The sequence below is a fragment of the Streptomyces sp. NPDC034103 genome (assembly GCF_055575395.1).
Window position 1 is genome coordinate 1 of record NZ_JBVISS010000004.1, and the last position, 21,673, is coordinate 21,673.

The 21,673-nt window shown below is 70.0% G+C and carries 17 protein-coding genes and 2 pseudogenes; 11 read left to right on the forward strand and 8 right to left on the reverse strand.

Features of this window, described 5'->3' with window-relative positions; genetic code table 11:
• A pseudogene (locus tag ACZ56U_RS09380) lies at positions 1-212 on the forward strand (hypothetical protein); the annotation flags it as partial.
• A 499-nt stretch (positions 213-711) separates the two neighbouring features.
• On the opposite strand, the gene ACZ56U_RS09385 reads toward ACZ56U_RS09380, so the two are convergent.
• Positions 712-3,261, reverse strand: coding sequence for a discoidin domain-containing protein (locus ACZ56U_RS09385; protein ID WP_469083423.1), 2,550 nt, complete (start codon positions 3,259-3,261; stop codon positions 712-714).
• Between the two features lie 339 nt (positions 3,262-3,600).
• Between ACZ56U_RS09385 and ACZ56U_RS09390 the strand changes: the two genes are divergently transcribed.
• Entirely contained in the window at positions 3,601-4,137 is a 537-nt protein-coding gene (locus ACZ56U_RS09390; RefSeq protein ID WP_469083424.1) for a hypothetical protein, read from the forward strand.
• 9 nt (positions 4,138-4,146) lie between these two features.
• Here ACZ56U_RS09390 and ACZ56U_RS09395 read toward each other — a convergent pair whose 3' ends face one another.
• Together ACZ56U_RS09395 and ACZ56U_RS09400 are read right to left on the reverse strand one after the other, a co-directional pair.
• Entirely contained in the window at positions 4,147-5,130 is a 984-nt protein-coding gene (locus ACZ56U_RS09395) for a BtrH N-terminal domain-containing protein (protein WP_469083860.1), read from the reverse strand.
• A gap of 159 nt (positions 5,131-5,289) precedes the next feature.
• Positions 5,290-6,507 (reverse strand): GNAT family N-acetyltransferase, encoded by a 1,218-nt coding sequence (locus ACZ56U_RS09400; protein ID WP_469083425.1) that lies wholly within the window; start codon positions 6,505-6,507, stop codon positions 5,290-5,292.
• A gap of 380 nt (positions 6,508-6,887) precedes the next feature.
• On the opposite strand from ACZ56U_RS09400, the gene ACZ56U_RS09405 reads away from it, so the two are divergent.
• Positions 6,888-7,934, forward strand: a complete 1,047-nt coding sequence (locus tag ACZ56U_RS09405) for a hypothetical protein (RefSeq protein ID WP_469083426.1) — start codon at positions 6,888-6,890, stop codon at positions 7,932-7,934.
• Between the two features lie 124 nt (positions 7,935-8,058).
• Here ACZ56U_RS09405 and ACZ56U_RS09410 read toward each other — a convergent pair whose 3' ends face one another.
• On the reverse strand, positions 8,059-9,363 hold the full coding sequence (locus tag ACZ56U_RS09410) for a phytase (RefSeq protein WP_469083427.1): 1,305 nt from the start codon (positions 9,361-9,363) through the stop codon (positions 8,059-8,061).
• Between the two features lie 183 nt (positions 9,364-9,546).
• Positions 9,547-9,996: a hypothetical protein gene (locus ACZ56U_RS09415; RefSeq protein WP_469083428.1), complete on the reverse strand. Its 450-nt coding sequence runs from the start codon at positions 9,994-9,996 to the stop codon at positions 9,547-9,549.
• 144 nt (positions 9,997-10,140) lie between these two features.
• Between ACZ56U_RS09415 and ACZ56U_RS09420 the strand changes: the two genes are divergently transcribed.
• Entirely contained in the window at positions 10,141-11,292 is a 1,152-nt protein-coding gene (locus ACZ56U_RS09420) for a serine hydrolase domain-containing protein (RefSeq protein WP_469083429.1), read from the forward strand.
• Positions 11,293-11,317: 25 nt separating this feature from the next.
• Here the strand turns inward: ACZ56U_RS09420 and ACZ56U_RS09425 are convergent, their stop codons facing one another.
• Positions 11,318-11,746, reverse strand: coding sequence for an OsmC family protein (locus tag ACZ56U_RS09425; protein ID WP_469083430.1), 429 nt, complete (start codon positions 11,744-11,746; stop codon positions 11,318-11,320).
• Between the two features lie 116 nt (positions 11,747-11,862).
• On the opposite strand from ACZ56U_RS09425, the gene ACZ56U_RS09430 reads away from it, so the two are divergent.
• Positions 11,863-12,237 (forward strand): PadR family transcriptional regulator, encoded by a 375-nt coding sequence (locus tag ACZ56U_RS09430; protein WP_469083431.1) that lies wholly within the window; start codon positions 11,863-11,865, stop codon positions 12,235-12,237.
• On the forward strand, positions 12,234-13,613 hold the full coding sequence (locus tag ACZ56U_RS09435) for a permease prefix domain 1-containing protein (protein ID WP_469083432.1): 1,380 nt from the start codon (positions 12,234-12,236) through the stop codon (positions 13,611-13,613). Before ACZ56U_RS09430 ends, ACZ56U_RS09435 begins: the two co-directional genes overlap by 4 nt.
• 123 nt (positions 13,614-13,736) lie before the next feature.
• Here the strand turns inward: ACZ56U_RS09435 and rox are convergent, their stop codons facing one another.
• Positions 13,737-15,209: a rifampin monooxygenase gene (gene rox, locus ACZ56U_RS09440; protein WP_469083433.1), complete on the reverse strand. Its 1,473-nt coding sequence runs from the start codon at positions 15,207-15,209 to the stop codon at positions 13,737-13,739.
• A gap of 525 nt (positions 15,210-15,734) precedes the next feature.
• On the opposite strand from rox, the gene ACZ56U_RS09445 reads away from it, so the two are divergent.
• The 3 genes from ACZ56U_RS09445 to ACZ56U_RS09455 all read left to right on the forward strand — a co-directional run bounded on the left by ACZ56U_RS09445 (position 15,735) and on the right by ACZ56U_RS09455 (position 19,108).
• Entirely contained in the window at positions 15,735-16,433 is a 699-nt protein-coding gene (locus ACZ56U_RS09445) for an NPCBM/NEW2 domain-containing protein (protein ID WP_469083434.1), read from the forward strand.
• A 22-nt stretch (positions 16,434-16,455) separates the two neighbouring features.
• Positions 16,456-18,138: a phosphorylase family protein gene (locus tag ACZ56U_RS09450; protein ID WP_469083435.1), complete on the forward strand. Its 1,683-nt coding sequence runs from the start codon at positions 16,456-16,458 to the stop codon at positions 18,136-18,138.
• A 154-nt stretch (positions 18,139-18,292) separates the two neighbouring features.
• Positions 18,293-19,108, forward strand: a complete 816-nt coding sequence (locus ACZ56U_RS09455) for an SAM-dependent methyltransferase (protein ID WP_469083436.1) — start codon at positions 18,293-18,295, stop codon at positions 19,106-19,108.
• Between the two features lie 85 nt (positions 19,109-19,193).
• Here the strand turns inward: ACZ56U_RS09455 and eno are convergent, their stop codons facing one another.
• Complete coding sequence (eno, locus tag ACZ56U_RS09460; protein WP_469083437.1) at positions 19,194-20,501, reverse strand: phosphopyruvate hydratase; 1,308 nt, start codon at positions 20,499-20,501, stop codon at positions 19,194-19,196.
• A gap of 175 nt (positions 20,502-20,676) precedes the next feature.
• Here eno and ACZ56U_RS09465 point away from each other — a divergent pair, with 175 nt between their 5' ends.
• Complete coding sequence (locus tag ACZ56U_RS09465; RefSeq protein WP_391232135.1) at positions 20,677-21,111, forward strand: MarR family winged helix-turn-helix transcriptional regulator; 435 nt, start codon at positions 20,677-20,679, stop codon at positions 21,109-21,111.
• A 157-nt stretch (positions 21,112-21,268) separates the two neighbouring features.
• A pseudogene (locus ACZ56U_RS09470) lies at positions 21,269-21,634 on the forward strand (acyltransferase family protein); the annotation flags it as partial.
• Between the last annotated feature and the right edge of the window lie 39 nt (positions 21,635-21,673).

Below are 21,673 nucleotides of genomic sequence, written 5' to 3' on the forward strand. Positions count from 1 at the left end.
AGCCCGCCCTCATCCGGCTCGGGAAGTGGTCGTACGCCTTCTACCTGGTGCACTTCACGATCCTGGCGGTCCTGTTTCACGTGTGGAGCGGGGGCTGGTACGTGGCGCCGATCAGCTTGGCTCTGGCCACGACCTTGCTCGTATCGGCCGCCATCTACCGCTTCGTCGAGTACCCCTGCTGTCTAACCACAGGCGCTGCCGAGGCTCGATGAAACGGCCGAGGCGGAGGTCGCGGTCAACTTTGCCGAGGAGATCCCGCCGCTGAAAGCAGTTCTTGTCCCCGTCCAAGTGCTGCTGGTCCTCTTCGCCGCCCGTGACCAGGGGGGACTACCGAAGGGCGACTATGCCTCCCCCACCATCACGGACCGCGGCAAATGGTCACCACTGTCAGTCACGCACCGTGACTAGGGCGGATAACGGCCCGCCAAGTATCGCCCTCAAGATCCGCCAACCAGTTCCCTCCACCTCTCAGCGACCTGCACCAATGGGAACGTCACCCGCCAACTAGGACCCTCGGTCACACCGGGCAAGTCATCCTAGAGCTACCTCACTTGGGCCCGGTCCGTTCGTCCGGCAACGGCCCGGCAGCGGGCGGTGAGATGCTCGGACGTGCATCTCACCGCCCGCGGGCGCCCTGTCGACCGCGGGGCCGTTGGTTCAGGGTGGCCCCGGCGGCCGGTCGACGGCGTCAGGCGCCGTCTCTCCCGTGGATCACGGGAACGAGGTCACCTTCGACGGCACGGTGTCCGTCCCCGAGGTCGGGGCGCCGGTGTCGTTGATGACATGGGCGTACTGGCCCTTGCCACCCAGGGAGATGACCTGGAGGTTGTGCATCTTGACGCCCGGCTTGACCGGGACCTGGAAACCGTGGTGCTGCACGATCGAGGGGTCGGAGGTGTAGTTGCAGTAGCTGCCGAGTCCCCACGCCTCGTGGACGGCGACGGTGTCGGCGACCTTGTACGCCGCCCAGCCGACGATGCCGTCGTGGGTGATGGCGGCGGCGTTGGGCGCGTCGTAGGCCTTCTCGTTCTGGAAGAAGATCGTGCGCCCGCGCTCACCGTTCCAGACGACGTCGTACTTGTTGAAGTGCTCCACGAACAGACCGGTGGCCAGGACGTCGTCGCCGTTGACGCGCAGCCCGTAGTCGGCCCGGTTGGTCTCCCAGCCGACGCCCTCGCCGTGGTCGGCTCGCCAGATCCAGGTGTGGTCGATGACGACGTCGTCGCTGTTGACCACGACGGAGTCCGTCGCCAGGCCGGGTCCGGCGCCGCCGATGCGGATGAACACGTCCTGCATCGTGGTGGGGTTGGCGGAGTGGTCCGCGGACGCTCCGGCGGGGCCGATCTGGAGCAGGGTGTCGGACCGGGCGGCGCCGGCGTCGATGAGGAAGCCGGCCAGCTTGACGCCGTCGACGTCCGCGACGTGCAGGGCGTCGATACCCCCGTCGGGCACGATGGTCGCGAGGCCCAGGCCGAGCACCACGGTGTCGGCGCGGGTGACGTTGATCGTCTGGTTCAGGTGGTACACGCCGGGTGTGAACAGCAGGTTCAGGCCCTGGGCCAGTGCCGCGTTGATGGTGGCGGCCGTCGCACCGGGCTTGACGACGTAGAACTGGCTGAGCGGGAGCGAGGTTCCGGCGTTGGCCGGCCAGGACACCCCGCGGGCGTTGGTGCGCTTGGCGGGGACGAACACCTTGTAGTCGTTGCCGTCGAGGTAGAGGAACGGCTTCTCGCGGGAGACGGGGGTGGTGTCCAGCCTGGTGTACGGCCCGGTGTCGAAGTTGGTCGCCGGGGCGCCCTGGACTCCGGTGAAGGTCATGTTCCACACACCGTTGGTCCAGCCGCCCACGGAGCTGTCGCGGGTGTACCACTGCTGCTGCGAGTACGGACCGACGGTGCCGTCGATCTTGGAGTCGGCGATATACCCGCCGGAGGCCCATCCGTAGCCGTTGGGGGCGAGGTTGAGGCCGCCCTTGACGTGGATGCGGCGGAACGGCGCGGCCTGCGCGACGGCCCAGCGGTCCGTGCCGTTGGACGGCGTGATGGCCAGGTTCTCCGCCGAACGCCAGAAGTTCTGCGTGGCGTTGCCGTTGAACCAGCCCGCGTCGACGGTGATGTCACCGTTGATCTGGGTGTCGTCGGGGTTCAGGCCGAGCCCGGAGATCGAGGTGTAGAAGCCGAGTTGGGCGTTGATGCCGTTGTAGGTGCCCGGCTTGAGCAGGAACTGGTAGCGCCCGGAGCCGAACTGTGCGGACTCCTGCTGGGCGAAGACCTGGTCGAACTTCTGCTGGAGGTTGGGCGTGGCGGGGTCGACGACGATCACGTTGGGGCCGAGGTCGCCGCCGCCCTGGATCGGGCCGCTGGTGTCACCGGAGGTGGTGTGGACGGCGAACTCCCAGAGCGAGTAGCCGTACACGGTGCCGCGAGCCGTGCCGAGAACGCGGACATAGCGGCCCGTGCCGCTGACGTCGTAGGAGGCACGGCCACCGGTGGCGCCGGTGACGGTCTTGAGGGTGTTCCAGCTCTGGCCGTCGGCGGAGGCCTGGATCTGGAAGTCCTTGCCGTAGGCGGCCTCCCAGTTCAGGTCGACCTTGCAGATGTCCTGGGACGAGCCCAGGTCCACGCGCAGCCACTGCGGGTCGGAGGCCTGGCTGGACCAGCGGGTGGAGTCGTTTCCGTCGACGGCGGCGGAGGCCGGGGTGCCGGCGTTCTCCGTCGAGGACGCCGAAGCCGTCTTGCCCCGGGCCGAGTTGGCCGTCGAGCACGTGCCGGGCTGTGAGGTGCCGGTGGTGCCGAAGACCTGGAACTCCCAGACGGAGTAACCCCATTGGGTAGCCCGGTGCACGCCCTGCAGCCGTACGTACCGTCCCTGGCCGGAGACGGTCAGCGTGTCGGTGCCGCCGTCTCCCCCGGTGACCGTGCGCAGGTCGGTCCAGGTGCCGGCGTCGGCCGAGGTCTGGATCTTGTAGTCCTTGCCGTAGGCCGTCTCCCAGTTGACGACGACCTGGCTGAGGGTGGCGTTGGTTCCGAGGTCGACCTGGAGCCACTGGTCGTCGGTGGCTGCCGAGGACCAGCGGGTGCCGGTGTCGCCGTCCACGGCGTAGGCCGCGGGCGTGCCCGCGTTCTCGTTCGAGGATGCCGTCGTCGTTCTGCCCTGGGACAGGTTGGCGTCGGCGGCCGCGGCCACTGTTGGTGGGATCGTGGGCAGGGTGATCAGCGCTGCCGTGGCGGCGAGCGCGACACCCAGGGCTCTGAGTCTCATGGAGGTCCCTGCGGGTGCGTCGGGAAAGGGTACGAACGCGTCGACAACGGACACGGCTGTACGCCAAGGTCGCTGCTGCGACGCTTAGTTCACGTCTTGATTTAACTGATGAGTTCCAAGTCTGGGCAAGCCTTCGGAAGTTGAAATCTTTCCGGACCGGTTTCTGTCACATCCCTTGACAGGTTGACGACATGACCTGCCCGGGCCGCGCTCCCTCGACGGGGAGCTCGGCAACTGCGCCTCCGGGGACGAGATCCCGCGCGCCCCGCGCGAGTCGACGACCTGGCAGGTTGCGAATACCTGTACCGGCGGCCCGCCGTGCGGTTTAGGGTCTCGATCATGTTCAAGTCAGGGGTGGGGTTCCTCGCGTTGTTCGGGCTCGGATGGTGGCTGCTGGGATCGAGTGCGTCCGCTGGGTGGGAGCGGTGGGTACTTGTCGCGGCCGGCTGTGTCGTCGCCGTGGGGCTGATGCTTGCCGCTCGCCGTCTCCTTCCCGCGTCGGCGGGCGGCCCCCTCCCCGAGGGCCGGCGTCGGAGCTTCAACCAGATCAACGGAGTTCAATGGCTGTTGATCATCGTCATCGCCGTGGTCTGTGGCCGGTTGGGCGTCCCGGTGCTCGTTCCCGCACTGGTCGCGGTCGTCGTCGGGCTCCACTTCCTGCCGCTGGCGGTGGTGTTCGAGCAGCCCCGACTGCGCATACCCGCGGCCCTGTTGACCGCGTCCGGCATGGCGGGCATCGCGGTCTGGCTCATGGACGGCCCCGACGAGACCGTCCGCCTCGTGGTCGGCCTCACCTGCGCGCTCTCGCTGTGGGGCATGGCGGCGTGGACGGTCGTGGGAGTGACGTCCGCCGCCCGGGTCGACGCCAGGACGTGAGGGTCCCGGTCAGAGCATGCTGAGCGCCCGCATCGCGTCCCGTTCGATGCGCGCGAGGTCGTGGAGCATGTCTCCGGCCCGCGCGAGATCCTGGGGATCGCCGGACTCCCCTGCCGTCGTGAGGAGTGCGGCCACCTGTGTCCACAGGGTGGCGGCCTCGGCGTACAGCGCGTGACCGGTGCGCAGGTTGCCGCTGTCGATCAGCTGGGCGCACTCGGCGAGGAAGTCCCGGTAGAGATTGCGGAACAGGGCGCCGCCGGTACCGGCCCTCTCCATGAGCAGAGCCGTCCTGGGCAGGTCCTCCCTCGGATCACCGCTCCGCCGCAGCCACTTCGGCACATGTCCGGCGGTCTTCTCGATGCCTCGATGGCCCAGGTTCGCGATGGGCGGGTTCAGGAAGGCGTGCGCGCAGGTCCTGATCGCGGGGATGATCCGGTCCTGCGGCTCCGGCCGGCCGCTGGGCGCCGTGACGGTGAAGGAGCGGTGCCTGGCGGTCATGGGGCCGCGTTCGGCCCTGGCGCGGGCCAGGGACTCCAGGCTGGTCGGGACGGCGCCGCCCTGCGCCTCGGTGTCCACCAGGTAGGCGTCGTGCTCGTCATAGCCGTACATGGCCACGACGTGGCCGCCGAAGTGCACCTTGGTGCTGAAGTAGTCCAGGTGGAAGCTGTCGAGTTGCAGACCGACGGGACGACCGGCGTCGAGGAGTGCCGCCACGTTCTGCCATGCCTTGCGCGCGGAGGTGGTCTCCTCGACCAGGAGATCCAGCCCGAGACAGGTGGCCAGGTTCCTGGTGAGCTCGAACGGTTTGACCCTGCCGCCGAGGAAGGGGAAGTCCATGGCCTTGCTGTCCCAGTAGACGAAGGACAGTCCGGAGCCGAGACCGAACAGCATGGGTTCGGAGAGGTCGAGCCCCTCGTGGCGCAGGAGCACGCCCAGTGCGGTTGTCTCGCAGTGCAGTCCACCGCGGGCATCGACGTCCTTCACCATGACCATGACGCCGATTCTCCCCTCGACCAGCCCTGGCTCGGTGGACTTCACCTGACGAAGGGTGGGGGGAAACGACCGGCGGCCCTGCCTCCAGAAGGCTCGAAGAGCCCGGGATGCCTCGACCAGGCGAGTGATCGGTCGCCTCGCCGCCCGACGCAGGCTCGGTCAGAACCAGTGCAGGCAGTGCGGGGCACGGTCGGTACGGAAGAGCGTGTCACCGAGGGCGGCCGCGTCCGGGTGGTGGGCGCGGACGTGTCCGGCGCGCACGAGTGTGCTCGGTGCGGTGCCGCCGAGATAGACAGAGCCCAGGTCACGCACGTCGAGAGACAGATCCGGCTCCCGATCCGTGGCAACGCACTCTGCCTCGCCCTCCCGGACGGACAGCAGGTAGCGGCCGTGCTCGCCGAGGAAGGGGTCCACGACGTCGAGGACGATCTCCCCGTCCGCGAACCAGCCGCGCGCGGTCAGCGCACGGGGGATATCCAGCAGTCGCACCCAGAGCCAGTCCATGTCACCGCTCACCTCACCAGCGCGGAAGTCCGCCAGCTGCCGGCGCAGCGGGTGCTGGCGCGGGATGTGCTGGAACACAACCTTGGTGACCAGGTCGTGGCCGAGCACGAAGCGGGCCAGGGCCGTGAAGACATCGTCGTCGCTGGTGATGGTCTCGTCGACCGTCAAGGTGCCGGACTCGTCGAGCGAGTAGCTGGCGTAGCCGTCCGGGACGCCGTAGCCGTCCCGGTGGACGGCGATGTAACGCGGTGCCGAAGAGATCGGCGGCTGCCCGGCGCGCAGGGCCCACCAGCGGTGCGGCCGCGACAGCGCGCCGGGCTGGGCGCGGCGATACCGGTCGTAGACCTCTTCCAGGATCTCGCCGCACTCGGCACGGCGCAGCACCTCGACCGAGCCGCTGTCCGCGCCTGCCGCTCCGCGCGCCCGGGGGAGGGCGAGCGCGCCCCGGTGGCGCTGCACCGTGAGCCGCCGCGTGTAGGTCGCCGGTCCGTAGCCGAACCGGCCGTAGATCGTGGCCTCGGAGGCCAGCAGCACGGAGAGGAACTCCCCGTCCGCCCGCAGTTCGGCGAGCTGATGCCGCATCATCGCGCTCAGCACGCCTTGCCGCCGGTGCGAGGGCAGGACTCCTACGGCGGTCACCCCGGGGGCCGGGACCAGGATCTCACCGGGCAACGTGAGCTCGAAGGCGTGCGTGGCCGCGGTGCCCACGGGCCGCCCGTCCGGCGTCAGGGCGAGCAGGCAGCGGTCCGTCTCGAGCGCCGACCACCACAACCCCCCGCCGTCGACCGGAGTTTCCGGGAAGCGCCCGAACGCGGCGTGGAGCGTGTCGACGAAGACGTCGAGATCCTCGTCGGTCGTGGAACGGATCTCCATCGCTGCCGCCGCCTCCTCGGGATACCGGCACCACGGCCGGTGGCGCCTGGCCACAGTGCAGCCGGGTCCCGCGGCCCGGTCAAACGAATTACGGTCGAGCGTGCGGCAGTTCGTCCAGGCAGGCCGCCCCGGTGCCGGTCACCGCGAGGCTCACTCCGTAGGGCATGACGGGAGCGGGCCGGCGGCCCTGTGCCTCCGACAGCAGGCCGCGGAAACCCGCCTGCCGCCCTCTCCGGCACCAGGCGTCAACACCGCTTCCGCATCGCAAAGTTGTTCGATGTGACGCGCATGGACTCCACCAGGAGGGGCATGCGTCGCACGTGTCCCACTCCTGTGCACCTGCCTCCGCAGGCACCCGATCGACGAGGAACGCCGAACTGATGAGAAGACCCGGCTTACGAGCCGCCGTCGGTGTACTGGTCCTGCTCCTGCTGCCGCTGTTCGGCACGAGCGCCCCTGCCGCTGCCAAGCCACTGACCAGCCCGACCTCCACCGCGCTACCGATCTCCTACCACGCCGACATGGCCGTGGACGCCGTGCGTCGCAGGCTCTACATCGCCGACATCGTCACGAGTTCCATACTCGTGACGGACTTCGACGGCACACTCGTCAAGACCCTCAAGAACAAGCCGGGCGCGGCGGATCTCGTGCTGTCGCCCGACTCACGCACGCTGTACGTGGCGCTCCGCGGCGGTGACGCGATCGCCGCCATCGACACCGGCACCTACCGGGAGAAGGCCCGCTACGCGACCGGAGCCGGGACCGCCCCGATGCGCCTGGCCCTCTCGGGCGACACCCTGTGGTTCAGCTACGGAGCCGACTGGGACAGCAACATCGGCTCCCTCCGCCTCAGCGGTACGCGTCCGACGGTCCGGCTCGGTCTGGTGCCCTCGGGCACCTGGGCGGGGCCGCCCATGCTGCTGTCCTCACCGTCCGCGCCCGGAGTGGTGATCGCCGGCGAGCAGTACGTGACGTCGTCGACCGTGACGGTCTACGACGTCAGCACGGGCGAGCCCGTCGTCCGCACGACCCAGGACAACCCAGGCGACATCGGCACCATCAACGACCTCGCCTTCTCCCCCGATGCCACCACGCTCTTCATCGTCGGGGGGTTTCCGTACAAACACCTGGCGTTCCGGCTGAGCGACCTCTCCGTGACGCACACCTATCCCACGACCACCTATCCGAACGCGGCCGCGGTATCCGTGACGGGTGAGATCGCCGCGGGCATCGACAACTCCTACGGCCAGGACATCTACTTCTTCCAGCCCGGTGCCGACACACCGTCCCGGGTCATCGACCTGGAGCCCGACACCGGCCGGGCCCTGCGGCCGCACGGCCTGATCTGGTCCCCGGACGGCACCCGGCTGTTCGCCCTGACCGGCGAGTACGGCGCGAACCTGGCCCTGCACGTGATCCCCGCGTAGCGGCTCTCACCTCCTCGGGTCCAGCCCCGGCACACCGACCGGCCATGACGGACCGCCGCCGCCCACGCAGCGGCGGTCACGTCAGCACCCGCCACCGGGACTGCCACCCGGCGGCCGCGGCGGATCACATGTCGGCGGCGTCCACGACCGTGCCGAGGTCGACGAACTTGAAGCCGGTCGCCGTGCGCGTGCCGCCCTCACCGTCGGGCACCTCGGGTGTGTCCCGGCCGTCCTGGACCACGAGCAGGCCGCGCGGATAGCGGTCGCCCAGGGGCGCGTTGAGGACGGCCGCTCCGTCGCACTCCTCCACGCTGTCGAGGGTCGGCGAGGCCGCGCCGATCCGGAAGCCACCCTCGTACTCGTTGTCCTCACTCACCTCGCGGTCGTACAGGGCGAAGGTGTTGTCACCCTGGCTGGAGGCGAGCAGGTAGCCGTCGCCGTCGCGCTCCTGATAGAGCGTCAGCCCCTCGACGTCGGCCGCCAGATGGCTGCCGCCGTATCCGGGGTCGGCGCCCGGCGTGCACTCCTCGCTCTCCTCGTCGTAGGCCCCCGGAACGCCGTACTCCTTGACCTTGTCCACCAGGACCGGCTTGCCGGTGAGGTCGGCGCGCAGTCGCCAAATGCCCACGTCCTCCTGGCCGGCGTAGAGCGTGCCGGTGGCGGGGTCGACGACCATGCCCTCGACCTGCGGGAGTTCGCCGGGTTCCAGGCAGGGAGTCCAGGAAGTGCCGTTCGGCAGGCGGAAGGAGGACGGCAGGTCGAGGGTGCGCACCGGGCGGTAGCCGATGGTCCCGCCGGTGGTGGGGACGAGTTCGAGCAGGGCGAGGCGGGTGCGTTCGCGCCGGCTGACCAGGGCGTACGAGCGTCCCGTGGTCGCGTCCTTCCAGGTGGCCAGGCCATAGGCGGTGCGCTGGTCGTTGATCTCGGCCTGGTCGGCGGAGAAGACGGGCGCGGCGGCCGGGTCGGTGACGTCGGTGAGCGGGCCGCCGGGGCGGGAGGGGTCGATGCGGTAGATCCGCAGGCGGTCGTTGCCGCGGTCGCTCACCACGGCGACGTCGGCGCGCCCGGTCGAGGTGCGCAGACCGGAGACGACGTCGACGTTGTTGAAGCGGCCCGGGGCGTCGTCCTCGGCGGGCGGCTTCGGGGCCGGCAGCGACTGCACGAGGCGGGCGTCCAAGTCGTAGACGCGCAGGCCGCCTTCCTTCGCGGTGGCCATGACGAGGCTGCGCCCGGGGTCTGCGGGGTCGCGCCAGATCGCCGGGTCGTCGGCGTCGGAGTTGCCGCCGGCCTCGTCGTCGTGCAGCGGGGCGGACTCGCTTCTCGCGGTCACCGTGGGCAGGTTCGCCGCCGAGACCGGGGACACGGCGAGCAAGGTGGCCAGCGCGGCGAGGGCCGCCGCTCTTCGTGCGGTGCGATACGTCGTCGTCACAGGGCGCTTCCTTACCGTCGCGGGTGCCAAGGACATGCAGATCCTGCGGGCGGAAGTTTGCGCACAGAAGGCCGTCAACTGTCCATCAGCCACGGTGAGTACGGCGGTAGGTCAGCCGAAGTTGGCCGGAAGGCCACCCGCCCCCGCCCGGTGTTGAGGCAAGGGGGCGGCGGAGGTGGATCTTCACGGGTGGCGTGCGCCCTCCACTGTCTGCTCCTCCTGCTCGGAGACCGCGCCGATCGCCGACGCGCCCGCGCCGGCCAGGACCGTGAGGGCCGCCGCCGCTCCGACCAGGGCGAGCCGCAGACGCGATCGGCGTACCGGGGTGGGCGGTTGAGGGGCCGGTGCGGGCGCGGGCCCCATCACGAGTTCCCGGCGAACGGCCACCCATCGCCGGATCTCCTCGGCGCCGAGACCGCACGCGACGGCGAAGGCGACGAGAACGGTTTCGCGGGGCAGGCGATCGCGCCGCAGCATGGTCGCCGCGGTCGAGTACGGCAGCACCTCCCCCGCCGCGGCCGCCGCGCGCTCCAACTCCCGGTAGCTGAGGCCCGACCAGGCCTTGAGGCGGCGCAACTCGGCCATGAACGCGGCCTCTCCGGCGGCGGGGTTCGGCTCGGGCGGTGGCGTCACAGGGGCGTCCCTCCGGTTCGGTGGGCGTCGCTGACCTGCGCGTACAGGAACTCGCACAACCTCGCACAGCTCCTGTGTTGAAGGGGCTCGCACGGGGCGGTCAGCCTCGGCCTCACATCTGTCGTCGTTGTGTGGGAGGTCTACGTGGGTCGCCTCGGTTCCCTCGTGCTGTTGCTCGTCCTCACTCTCATCGGGTGCTCGGACGTCCATTCCGTGGCCGGTGCGGGAGCCGGAGGTGAGAAGAAGCCGGTGGTGTCGGCGCGGCCGGACCCGGTCGACCCGGCCGTCGACCGCTACCTCGACGAGGCGCTGCCCGGGGGGCCTGGCATCACCGTCGTCACGGCCCGAGGGGGCGAGCTCACGCACTGCGCGGGACGCGGCCTGTCCGACCAGGCCGCGAGGACGCCCGCGACCTGCGACACCGTGTACGACGTCATGTCGATCACGAAGCAGTTCACAGCCGCGGCGATCCTGAAGCTGGAGATGGACGGCCGGCTCCGGGTCGGCGACCCGGTCGGCAGGTACCTCGGGCGCGTCCCCGAGGACAAGAAGTCCCTCACCCTGCATCAGCTCCTCACCCACACCTCCGGCCTGCCCCAGTCGCTCGGCGACGACTACGAGCCGCTCTCCCGCGCGGAGTTGCTGGCCCAGGCGATGAGGGCCCCGCTACGACCGGGTGCCGGCAAGGAGTTCCACTACTCCAACCTCGGCTACAGCCTCCTCGCCGTGATCGTCGAGAAGGTCTCCGGGCAGAGTTACGAGCGCTTTCTCGCCCAGCACCTGTTCCGGCCCTCCGGAATGACCCACACCGGGTATGTGCTGCCGGACTGGAAGCGGGCACAGGTCGCCGTCGAGTACGACGAGGACGGGCGCGCGCAGGGGCGGCCGATGGACCACCCGTGGGCACCCGACGGGCCGTACTGGAATCTGCGCGGCAACGGCGGGATGCTCTCCACCGCCCGCGACATGTTCCGCTGGCACCGCGCCCTCACCGCCGGGACCGTCCTGTCCGACGCCGCGCAGCGCAAGCTGTTCGCGCCGCACGTGCGGATACCCGAACTGGACAGTGCTTACGGGTACGGCTGGGTCGTCGTGGACGCCGTGGACGACCGGTTCGTCTGGCACGACGGCGGCAACGACTGGTCGCTGGCGACGCTCGCGCGGTTCCGCCGCGACGCGACCCTGGTGTTCTGGGCGAGCAATCACGCCTCCCGCAAAGGGAAGTGGAACCTCGAGGACGATCATGTGGAGCTGACCCGGGGTATCGCGCGGCGGGTACAGCGTCCCCCCGCCTGACGCGGCCGGCCCCGTGGTCGGCAGGTCAGGCCTCCTCGACGGTCGCGGTGACCGGCGTGCCGATCTCGACCGTGCGGCTGACCGTGCAGAGCCGGTCATGGGAGGTCTTGACCGCCCTGGGGAGGATGGCTCGGGCGCGCTCCGCGCCCTCGCCGTCCGGGAAGGCGACGGAGAAGACGAGCGCGAGGTCGGTCAGCCGGTTGCCGTGATCGTCCTCGACCTTGTGGCCGGTCGCCGCGATGGATAAGGCCGAGGGCTCCGCGTGTCGGCTTGTCGCGATGTCGACGTCGACCGCGGTGCAGCCACCGAGTGCGGCGAGCAGCAGTTCCACGGGGGTGAAGGCGGTGTCCCCGCCGGTGCCGAAGCTGATCGTGCCACCGCGCGCGTTCGTCGCGGTGAAGTGGCCGGTGGAGGTTCGCTCGACGGTGACGGAGCGCAGGGACTCATCTGTCATGGCGCAGACACTAACGCCGTGCCACCCGCGTCGCACGGCCGAAACGGCACTCGGACCTGTCCTGATGTGATACCTAGAGCTAGAATGCATCGCAGTTCTAGGTATGGGGGCGATAGATGAAGGTCACCAAAGACCTCGTCGCCGCGTCGGCGACACCGATGGTGCTGGGCATCCTGGCCGAGGGTGAGAGCTACGGCTACGCCATCCTCAGGCGGATCAACCACCTGTCCGGCGGCGAGCTGGACTGGACCGAGGGTTTGCTCTACCCGCTGCTGCACCGGCTGGAGCGGCTCGGGCACGTCGAGTCGAGCTGGCAGTCGGTGACCGGGGAGCGCCGGCGCAAGTACTACCGCGTCACCGACAGCGGCCTGGCCGAGCTCGCCGAGCAGCGCCGCCAGTGGGACACCGTCGTGGACGCGCTCAGGAAGGTCTGGCTCGGTCCGGGCGATCTGCGGACGTGGGCGGCGAATCCGCTGGAGGGCCCGGCATGAGCCCGACGGAAGAGCAGCAGGGACTGGAGACGCAGTTCGCGCAGTGGCGTTCCTATGTGCGGCACCGACCGGAGCTGCGGCAGTCCGATGCCGAGGAGCTGGAGGACCACCTGCGGGACTCGGTCGACGAGCTCCTCGGGGTCGGCCTGCGCGCCGACGAGGCCTTCCTGGTCGCCGTCAAACGCATGGGCGGACTGGACGAGCTGTCCCGGGAGTTCGCCCGCGAGCACTCCGAACGGCTGTGGAAGCAACTGGTGCTCAGCGCCGACACCGACGGCCCGGAGACGGACACCGCCCGCGGACGACGGCACGACCTCCTCCCCGTCGTCCTCTGCGCGGCCGGCGCCGCCGCGTCGATCAAGGTGCCGGCGTTGTTCGGTCTCGACCTCGAGCACGACGGCGCGTTCTACGCACGCAACCTCGCTCTGTTCGCACTGCCCTGGCTGGCCGCCCTGCTGGCCTGGCGTCGACGTGCCGCACCGGCGCTCGTCGGCGCGCTGGTGGCGCTGTTCGCGCTCGGTGCCGTGGCGGCCAACGCGTACCCCCTCGCCGAGGATTCCCAGTCGATCGTCCTGACCGGCATCCATCTGCCCATCGCTCTGTGGTTCGTGGTGGGCCTCGCCTATGTGGCCGACGAGGTGCGCGCCGCACGGCGGCGCATGGACTTCGTCCGCTTCACCGGTGAGTGGGTCGTCTACATGGCGCTCATCGGCATCGGCGGCGGACTCCTGATCCCGCTCGTGTTCGGGATCTTCAAGGCCATCGGGATCGTGCCGGAGGCCTTCGTCGTGCACTGGCTGCTGCCCTGCGGCGGGGTGGCCGCGGTCGTGGTGGCAGGCTGGCTCGTGGAGGCCAAGCAGAGCGTCGTCGAGAACATGGCGCCGGTGCTGGCGCGGCTGTTCACGCCACTCATCGCCGCGGTCCTGCTGGCCTTCCTCGTCACCGTCGGCTGGACCAGCGCGGGCATCGACCTGGAACGCGAGGCGCTGATCCTCTTCGACGTCCTCCTGGCCGTGGTCCTGGGACTGCTGCTCTACTCGATCTCCGCCCGCGACCCGCTCGCGCCGCCGAGCGTCTTCGACAAGCTCCAACTCGTCCTGGTCCTGTGTGCCCTCGCCATCGACGTCCTGGTGCTGGTGGAGATCACCGGGCGCATCAGCGAGTACGGCACCACGCCCAACAAGGCGGCGGCACTGGGCGAGAACGTCATTCTGCTGGCCAACCTCGCCTGGTCCGCTCGGCTGTTGCTGGACTTCGTCCGCCGACGCACGCCGTTCGCGCGGCTCGAACAGTGGCAGACCGGCTATCTGCCGGTGTACGCCGCCTGGGCCTGGATCGTGGCCTTGGTCTTTCCCCTGCTGTTCGACTACCTCTGAGCCCGCCCTCCAAAGCGTCATGAGCCACCGGTCGCCGGACCGAGGTGGCGCGGGTGTCCGCGCGTGCGACCCACAGCCTGGGTCGCACGCGCGGACACCCGTACCGCGATCCGCTCCGCGGTGTCAGTGGGCGGGCCGGCCGAACCAGCGGGCGAGGTGGTCCTCCAGGTCACGCTGGTCCTCGCCGCCCCAGGCGACGTGGCCGTCGGGCCGGAGCAGCACGCACGGCACGTCCAGTGCCGCCGTGGGATCGGCGAGGTGATCGACCCGGTCCCCCCAGCCGCCCACGCTCAGGCGTTCGGTACGGTCCAGCAGCAGGCCGCGGCCGCGGTGCAGCAGATCGTAGAGGCGGCCCCTTTTCACGTCGATGTCGGGTAGACGGCGGCCGAGCAGGTCGGGGCCCTCACCGAGGTCGTAGCGGATGCCGGTCGCGGTGATCTTCTCGGTGAGACGGCGGTTCACCTCGTCGAGGTCCATCAGTTCGCTGAGCAGCCGGCGCACGGCCTGCGGGCCCGGTTCCGTGGACAGCAGTGCCATCTGGGCGCGGGTGTTGTCCAGGACGTCCGCGGCGACGGGCTGACGCTCGCCCTGGTAGGTGTCCAGGAGGGTTTCCGGCGCCCAGCCGCGGATCTGCGCTGCCAGCTTCCAGCCGAGGTTGAACGCGTCCTGGACCCCCAGGTTGAGGCCCTGTCCGCCGATGGGCGGGTGGATGTGCGCCGCGTCGCCCGCCAGCAGCACCCGCCCGACCCGGTAGCGCTCGGCCAGCCGGGTGGCGTCCCCGAAGCGGGACAGCCAGCGCGGGGAGTGCACACCGAAATCGGTTCCGGCGACGGCGTACAGCTGTTGCCTGAAGTCCTCCAGGGTGGGCGGCTCCTTGCGATCGCTGACCCCCGCCGCGGGGACCACGACGCTGTGGACCCCTTCACCGAAAGGCCTCAGCCAGAAGCGCTTGTGCGTCTCCTGGACCTCGGCCACCTTGGCGGCGATCTCCTCCTGCGGCACGCCCACTTCCATCTCGCCCATCAGCGTCTCGGTCTGCGAGGGCACGCCGGGGAAGGCGACGCCGAGCGCCTTGCGGACCGTACTGCGCGCGCCGTCGCAGCCGACGAGGTAGCGCGCACGCAGCCGTTGCCCGTCGGTCAGCCCGACGGTCACGCCCTCGTCGTCCTGCTCGACCTCCGCCACCGCCGAGCCTCGCCGCACCTGGGCTCCGAGGTGGACCGCGTGCTCTTCGAGCAGGCGCACGACGACCGGCTGCGGGATGCCCAGCAGATAGGCATGGGCGGAATCCAGGCCCCGGGGCACGGGCTTGGTGATGGCGGCGAAGAATCCGGCGGCCGGACGCTGCCGGGCGTGGGCGCGGATTCGGTCCAGCAGCCCGCGCATCGCCAGCAACTCGATACTGCGGATGTGCAGAGCGACGATGCGGACGAAGGAGGCGGGTTCGGTCTCCTTCTCCACCACGAGTACCCGCACGCCGTGCAGCCGTAGTTCGGCGGCCAGCACCGCGCCGGTCGGCCCGCAACCGGCGATGATCACGTCGAACACCGCGGTGTCGTCCGACGGCGGCTCGGTGGTGAACTGCGAAGAGTCCATGAGGTGTTGCCTTTCGGGAGTGCCTTGTGGGTGAGGCGCTCCCGGCGACACCTACGTCAGTCGCCCGACCGCGACGGAAAGGGGGAGCACCCACATCGATACAGCGTTCATGGGTCTCACCTCCTCGGGCGGTGTCTCGGTCCCGTGCAAGCTACAAGCCCGAGCCGCACCCCGTCCATCCGTTTTCGCCGAGCCCGAGGGCGCACGCCTGGGCGTGCGCTGTGAGCGCGCGCCCCTTGAATGTCCCGAGCGCTCGTAGGCGAGTCGGCAACTTCGCTGTTGTCGCTGTGCCGGGTCCCTACTGTTGTGGCAGCCGTGAGGGGGAAGAACAGGCGTCGCTCCCAGACGACCTGGCACGGCATCGCTCATCAGTCACCTCATCACTCATCAGTCGTCACTCATCAGTCATCGCTCATCAGTCATCTCATCGCTCGAGTGCCGGAACGGCCGCTCGGCCGTGCGTCGGCGGCCGACGGCGGACGACCGGTCCCCGGCCCGGAGAGCACGGACATTCGGGGGGCCGACATGGATCTCACCAAGAAGACGGACAACGACAAGGAAGAACGGCGTCGTCGGCGCCGCTGGGGTGTCATCCCCCGCTGGGTGGAGGTCCTGGCGGTCTGCCTGGCCACCGTCGCGGCCGGCTTCTTCGGCGCCAAGGTCACGGTGGTGCAGGCCGACGCCCCCACGCCGAGCGCCACCGTCACGGCGACGGTCACCGCGACACCCGAAACCGTCCTGGACCCCAAGAACGAGAAGGACGAGACGGAGCCGCCGACCGACGATCCGACGACGCCCGACCCGAGCTCAGCCGAGAACGCCTCCAGGGTCTACCTGGCGGACCTCGAACCCGTGGAGGGGGACCGGGACGTCCAGCCCATCACCGTCCACGGCGAGCACTACCCCAAGAGCATCACGCTCAACTGCAGCAGCAGCGGCACCAGCGTCGTCTACAGCACCAGCGGATACACCAAACTCCAGGCGCAGGCCGCCATCGTGGCCGACTCCCCCAACGCGATCGGCTCGGTGGGGACGATCAAGGTCACCGACGCGGCCGGAAGCCAGATCGGCGAGGACGCCGTCATCAAGTCCAGCAAGGTCACCGAGCTCTCGGTCGACATCACCGACCAGGACCAGGTCGAGATCGCCTGCGTGATGACGAAGTCGGGCGACGAGGACGGCTGGTACTTCTACGGCGGCCTGGGCGATGCCACGCTGTCCTGAACAGCCGAATGAGAGAGATCCCATGAGGTCCAAGACGCCCGGAGCAGACGTCGTGATCTTCACCGCGCTCGGCAAGGAGTCGGCCGCGGTGCTGGACCACGTCGAAGGACCGCTCACCGAGCACGAGGTCCGCGGAGCCCTGTTCGAACTCGGCACGTTCACCGGCGACCACGCCACGTGGCGGGTGGCCTGCCATGAGACGGGAGAGGGAAGCGCCGCCGCGGCTGCCCTGGTCGAACGGGCCGTGGCGGAGTTCGAGCCCGACCACATCTTCTTCGTGGGCATCGCCGGCGGCCTGAAGGACGTGAAGCTGTGTGACGTCGTCGCGGCCCGGCACATCTACGACTACGAACGGGGCAAGGACAAGGAGGAGGGCTTCCAGGCCCGTTTCACCACCCATCTGTCGACCTTCGCCCTCGTCCAGCGCGCCCAGTCGGTAGCCCGAGCGGAGACCTGGCGCGACCGCATCAGGGCTCCCCTGCCCGACCGCACCCCGATGGCCTACGTCAAACCCCTCGCCGCCGGTTCGAAGGTGGTCGCCAGTGAGCGCTCCGCGACCGCCCGGCTGCTCGCCCGCCACTGCGGGGACGCGCTCGCGGTGGAGATGGAGGGACACGGCTTCCTTCAGGCCGCGTACGTCAACGCGGGCGTCGGGGCCCTGGTCGTCCGCGGGATCTCCGACCTGCTGTCCGACAAGGGCGAGGACAACGACGACGTCTGGCAGCCCGCCGCCTCCCGGTGCGCCGCGGCCTTCACCTTCGAGGTGCTGTCCAAACTGTCCGCTCCCCCGGGCCACCGACAGGGACTGGGCGGCTCGGTAGGCGAGTTACGCCGGACGCGGCACTCCGGTGGTCAGGCGACCATCGGTTTCGGGCCGGAGCACACGGCGGTCGTCATCGGCGGGGACGGTTCCATCGAGCGGTGGGACCTCAAATCGGGCGAGGCGGTGCCCGGTGCCCCGGGCGGGGCCGAACTGCGCCTGGGCCACCAGGCCATCGCCTCCCCGTCCCGCCACAGCGTCGCCATCGCCCGCCCGTCGAGCCTGGAACTCGTCCACTTCGAGGGCATGACCGGGGAACACCGACGGCATTCCGTGCCCCTGGGCCGCGACGAGTTCCTGGTCACCAGCGGTGGCACCGTTCTGGCGACCCATGACGGCCACCGCCTCGCCGTACGGGACTTCGGCGACGGCCGGATCCTGCGCGAAGTGCCCTGTGCCCGGGGGCTCGCGGCATCCGCGATGAGCGCCGACGGCGGTGTCGTCGCCATGGCCACCTCGAACAAGGTCCACGTCCACCGGTACGGCAGCGATCCCGTCCCCCTCGACATCCGCAACCGGCTGGAGATCCTCAAACCGGGCTGCGCACTGAGCGTCGCACCGTCCGGGAAGTACGTCGCGTGCGCCACCTTCCGTGAACTGCGGGTCTGGCGGACGGCTGACCGTTCGATCGTCCTGCACCGGCAGTTCAGCAGAAGCGAGAGCGTCGACGCTCTGGGGGCTCAGGGCATGCGCCTGATCTGCACCGACGAGGGAAAGGTGCTGTGGCTTCGGCGGGGCCTGCTGTCCCAGGTGACCCACCATCCCGAGATCCGCCATCTCGAACAGGCAGGCCGCTACCAGGACTTCGCCCTGCATCCCGACGGCAACCTGCTGGCGGCCGTGAGCGGCACCGGCCTCGTACGGACCTGGGAGTGGAACGGCTGAACACCATCAGGGGTCAGAGGTCAGAGGTCAGGGGGAAGCCTCTTCCCCACTTTCCGGGCGGGCAAAACCCGGAACGGGCGGGCGCTAAACGGGTGTTCGGACGTAGGTTGTGCCATGGATGATCCACACTTCGGCTGAGAGACTGACGCGACCCATGACTGACCCTGTGACGACGCCCGAACCAGCGGAGCACCAGAAGATCGACACGTCGGTGCCGCACTCCGCCCGCATCTGGAACTACTGGCTCGGCGGCAAGGACAACTACCCCGTCGACGAGGGGGCCGGTGACGCGTACACCGCCGTCTTCCCCGGCATCGTCACCATCGCCCGCAGCAGCCGCGCCTTCCTGCGCCGCAACATCACGTATCTGGTGTCCGAGGCGGGGATCCGGCAGTTCCTCGACGTCGGAACCGGTCTTCCGACGGCCCAGAACACCCATGAGGTCGCCCAGCAGATCGCCCCCGAGGCACGGATCGTCTACGTCGACAACGACCCCATGGTCCTGGCCCACGCCCGCGCCCTGCTCTACTCCACCCGCGAGGGCGCGACCGCCTACATCGACGCCGATGTCACGGACCCGGACCGCATCCTCGCCGCCGCCGCGAAGACGCTGGACTTCCAGAAGCCCACCGCGCTCATCCTCAGCAACATCCTGGGGCACGTCGCCGACCATGAGCAGGCCCGCTCCATCGTCACCCGGCTCATGGCAGCGCTGCCGTCGGGGAGTTACCTCTCCGTCAACGACGGCTCCCGCGGCATCGACCCGGTCTTCGAGGAGGCGCAGGACGCCTACAACAGCAGCGGCGCGGTGCCGTACAACCTGCGCACCGTCGATGAGATCACCGCGTACTTCGATGGTCTGGAGCTGATCGAGCCGGGCGTGGTCCCGGTGACGCAGTGGCGTCCGGAGCCCGGTTCGGAGTCTTTGAAGGTCATCGCCGAGCACGGCGGTCTGGCCCGCAAGCCGTAGGCGGCGGCCGACTCGTCCCAGGAGGGCGCGCGAGCGGGCCCCCGATCGGTCGGGGGCCCGCTCCGCGTCCACCGTTGCCCGCGGTTCACGCCCGGCGCAGCGCCGCGCGACCCGCGAAGCGCGCCGCGTCGCCCAACTCCTCCTCGATGCGGATCAGTTGGTTGTACTTTGCCGTGCGGTCGGAGCGGGAGAGTGAACCGGTCTTGATCTGACCGCAGCCGGTGGCCACCGCCAGGTCCGCGATGGTGGTGTCCTCCGTCTCGCCCGAGCGGTGTGACATGACGGCGGTCCAGCCCGCCTGATGGGCCGTGGCCACCGCCGCCAGAGCCTCGGTCAGGGTCCCGATCTGGTTGACCTTGACCAGGACGGAGTTGCCGACGCCGGTGCGGATGCCCTCCCGCAGCAGCGTCTCGTTGGTGCAGAAGACGTCGTCGCCGGTGAGCTGGCAGCGGTCGCCGACGCGGGCGGTCAGCTCGCGCCAGCCTTCCAGGTCGTTCTCCGCCATCGGGTCCTCGATCGAGACGACCGGGTACGCGTCGATGAGCTTGGCCAGGTAGTCGGCGTGCTCGGAGGGGGTACGGCGTACTCCCTCGCCCGCGTAGTCGTACACCCCGTCGCGGAAGAACTCCGACGACGCCGGGTCCATGACGAGGCCGATGTCGGTGCCGGGGCGGTAGCCGGTGCGTTCGATGGCGCTCATGACGAAGTCGAGCGCCTCCTCGGCGGTGCGCAGCGCGGGTGCGAAGCCGCCCTCGTCCCCGACGCCCGTGGAGTGCCCGGCGGCCAGCAGGTCGCGGCGCAGGGTGTGGAAGACCTCGCTGCCCATACGGACGGCTTCGGCGAAGGTGTCCGCACCCACGGGCGCGATCATGAACTCCTGGAAGTCCAGCGGATTGTCGGCGTGGGCACCGCCGTTGACGATGTTCATCATCGGCAGCGGCAGGAGGTTGGCGTCGGCGCCGCCGAGGTAGCGGTAGAGAGGCTGGCGGTGGGCGGCCGCGGTGGCTTTGGCCGCGGCGAGGGAGACGCCGAGGATCGCGTTGGCGCCGAGCCGGGACTTCGTGGCGGTGCCGTCGAGGGCGATCAGCGCCCCGTCGAGTCCCGCCTGGTCCGCCGCGTCCCGGCCGCGCACGGACACCGCGATCTCCCCGTTGACGTGGGCGACCGCGCGGTCGACGCCCTTGCCGTGCCAGCGCGCGGCGTCCCCGTCGCGCAGTTCCACGGCCTCCCGGGCGCCGGTGGAGGCGCCGGAGGGGACGGCCGCGCGCCCCAGTGATCCGTCCGCGAGGGCGACGTCGACCTCGACCGTGGGGTTGCCCCGGCTGTCGATGATCCGGCGGGCGGTGACGGTCTCGATGGCGGCGTCGACGGTCCTGGCTGCCTGTGCGGACATGGGAGGTCCTTCCCGTTGTCGTGTGCCGTGGCCCCGGCTGCGACAACGCTGGCGCTGGCCCGACGAACCCAAACCTTACAGCAATGCTGCACAGTTCTGCTGCTCAGTTTGGCTGTACAGTCTTGCTGTGCAGGTCAGCGCCTCAGCCGTGCTGACCAGCGGGGTAAAGTGCCGTATGCCCATCCCGGAAGCCGCCGCCATCGCCGCCGAACTGCGTACGGCGATGGGCAAGCTCACCCGACGCGTCAAGCACGAGGACCGCATCCCGCTGGGCCAGGTCGCCGTGCTCGGCGCGCTCGACCGCAACGGCGCCATGACCACCAGCGACCTCGCCGCCGATCAGCGCGTACGCCCCCAGTCGATGGCACGGGCGGTGGGACTGCTGATGGAACAGGACCTGATCACGCGCCGGGCGCACCCCACCGACGGCCGCAAGTCACTGATCGAGCTGACGGACGCGGGCCGCGCCGCGCTCGACGCGGAACGCGGCCGCAGGGCCGGTTGGCTCGCCCAGGCCATCGAGGCCGAACTGACCGACGAGGAACGGGCGTTGCTGGCTCGTAGCGTCGCCCTGCTGGACCGGCTCGCCACCCGCCGGCCGTCCGCGTAATGCCGTCGGACATGCCCTCAGAGCCGCTCTCCGGCACCCACCGGTGACGGCGCCCCACCCGCTCCCTGGCGGACCGGGCGCCGGACGCTCTCATCCAGCCGGAGGACAGCCGGTTCCGGTGGAGCGGTCCGGGAGGTAGCGGGACCGTTGCGCTGGCGTGAGCGTCTGTGCCGTGGTGAGCGCGTACTTCTCAGGCGACGGCGAGCACTCCACGCGGCGCGGCTGGATCGCCGCGTTCCTGCTGGCCGCGCTCACGTTCGGCACCGGGCCGGCGGTACGGTGTCGACGCGTGCCGAGGGTGCTGACAGGCCTCGGCACCATCAGCTACTCCGTCTACCTGGTCCACCCTGTCCTGCTCGCGGTGATCGACGGCACGATCGGACGCCGACGGCACGACAGTCTCGCGCTCGAAGTGGCGTTCCTCGTCGGGCTGTTGCCTCTGTTTGCGCTGACCTACCGGTGTGTCGAGGTGCCGAGCAAGGCTTGGGGGCGCGCTGTGATCCGCCGCGGCCGGTCGCCGTGAGGCACCGCCCGCTGGGCACCGTCGCCCCGGACTCGTGGG

Excerpts from the sequence above, each read along its gene's own strand:
- ACZ56U_RS09390 (WP_469083424.1), top strand. The coding sequence starts at position 3,601 with ATGTTCAAGTCAGGGGTGGGGTTCCTCGCGTTGTTCGGGCTCGGATGG.
- ACZ56U_RS09430 (WP_469083431.1), top strand. The coding sequence starts at position 11,863 with ATGAAGGTCACCAAAGACCTCGTCGCCGCGTCGGCGACACCGATGGTG.
- eno (WP_469083437.1), bottom strand. The coding sequence starts at position 20,501 with ATGTCCGCACAGGCAGCCAGGACCGTCGACGCCGCCATCGAGACCGTC.
- ACZ56U_RS09405 (WP_469083426.1), top strand. The coding sequence starts at position 6,888 with ATGAGAAGACCCGGCTTACGAGCCGCCGTCGGTGTACTGGTCCTGCTC.
- rox (WP_469083433.1), bottom strand. The coding sequence starts at position 15,209 with ATGGACTCTTCGCAGTTCACCACCGAGCCGCCGTCGGACGACACCGCG.
- ACZ56U_RS09425 (WP_469083430.1), bottom strand. The coding sequence starts at position 11,746 with ATGACAGATGAGTCCCTGCGCTCCGTCACCGTCGAGCGAACCTCCACC.
- ACZ56U_RS09385 (WP_469083423.1), bottom strand. The coding sequence starts at position 3,261 with ATGAGACTCAGAGCCCTGGGTGTCGCGCTCGCCGCCACGGCAGCGCTG.
- ACZ56U_RS09455 (WP_469083436.1), top strand. The coding sequence starts at position 18,293 with ATGACTGACCCTGTGACGACGCCCGAACCAGCGGAGCACCAGAAGATC.
- ACZ56U_RS09465 (WP_391232135.1), top strand. The coding sequence starts at position 20,677 with ATGCCCATCCCGGAAGCCGCCGCCATCGCCGCCGAACTGCGTACGGCG.
- ACZ56U_RS09445 (WP_469083434.1), top strand. The coding sequence starts at position 15,735 with ATGGATCTCACCAAGAAGACGGACAACGACAAGGAAGAACGGCGTCGT.
- ACZ56U_RS09450 (WP_469083435.1), top strand. The coding sequence starts at position 16,456 with ATGAGGTCCAAGACGCCCGGAGCAGACGTCGTGATCTTCACCGCGCTC.
- ACZ56U_RS09395 (WP_469083860.1), bottom strand. The coding sequence starts at position 5,130 with ATGGTCATGGTGAAGGACGTCGATGCCCGCGGTGGACTGCACTGCGAG.
- ACZ56U_RS09400 (WP_469083425.1), bottom strand. The coding sequence starts at position 6,507 with ATGGAGATCCGTTCCACGACCGACGAGGATCTCGACGTCTTCGTCGAC.
- ACZ56U_RS09435 (WP_469083432.1), top strand. The coding sequence starts at position 12,234 with ATGAGCCCGACGGAAGAGCAGCAGGGACTGGAGACGCAGTTCGCGCAG.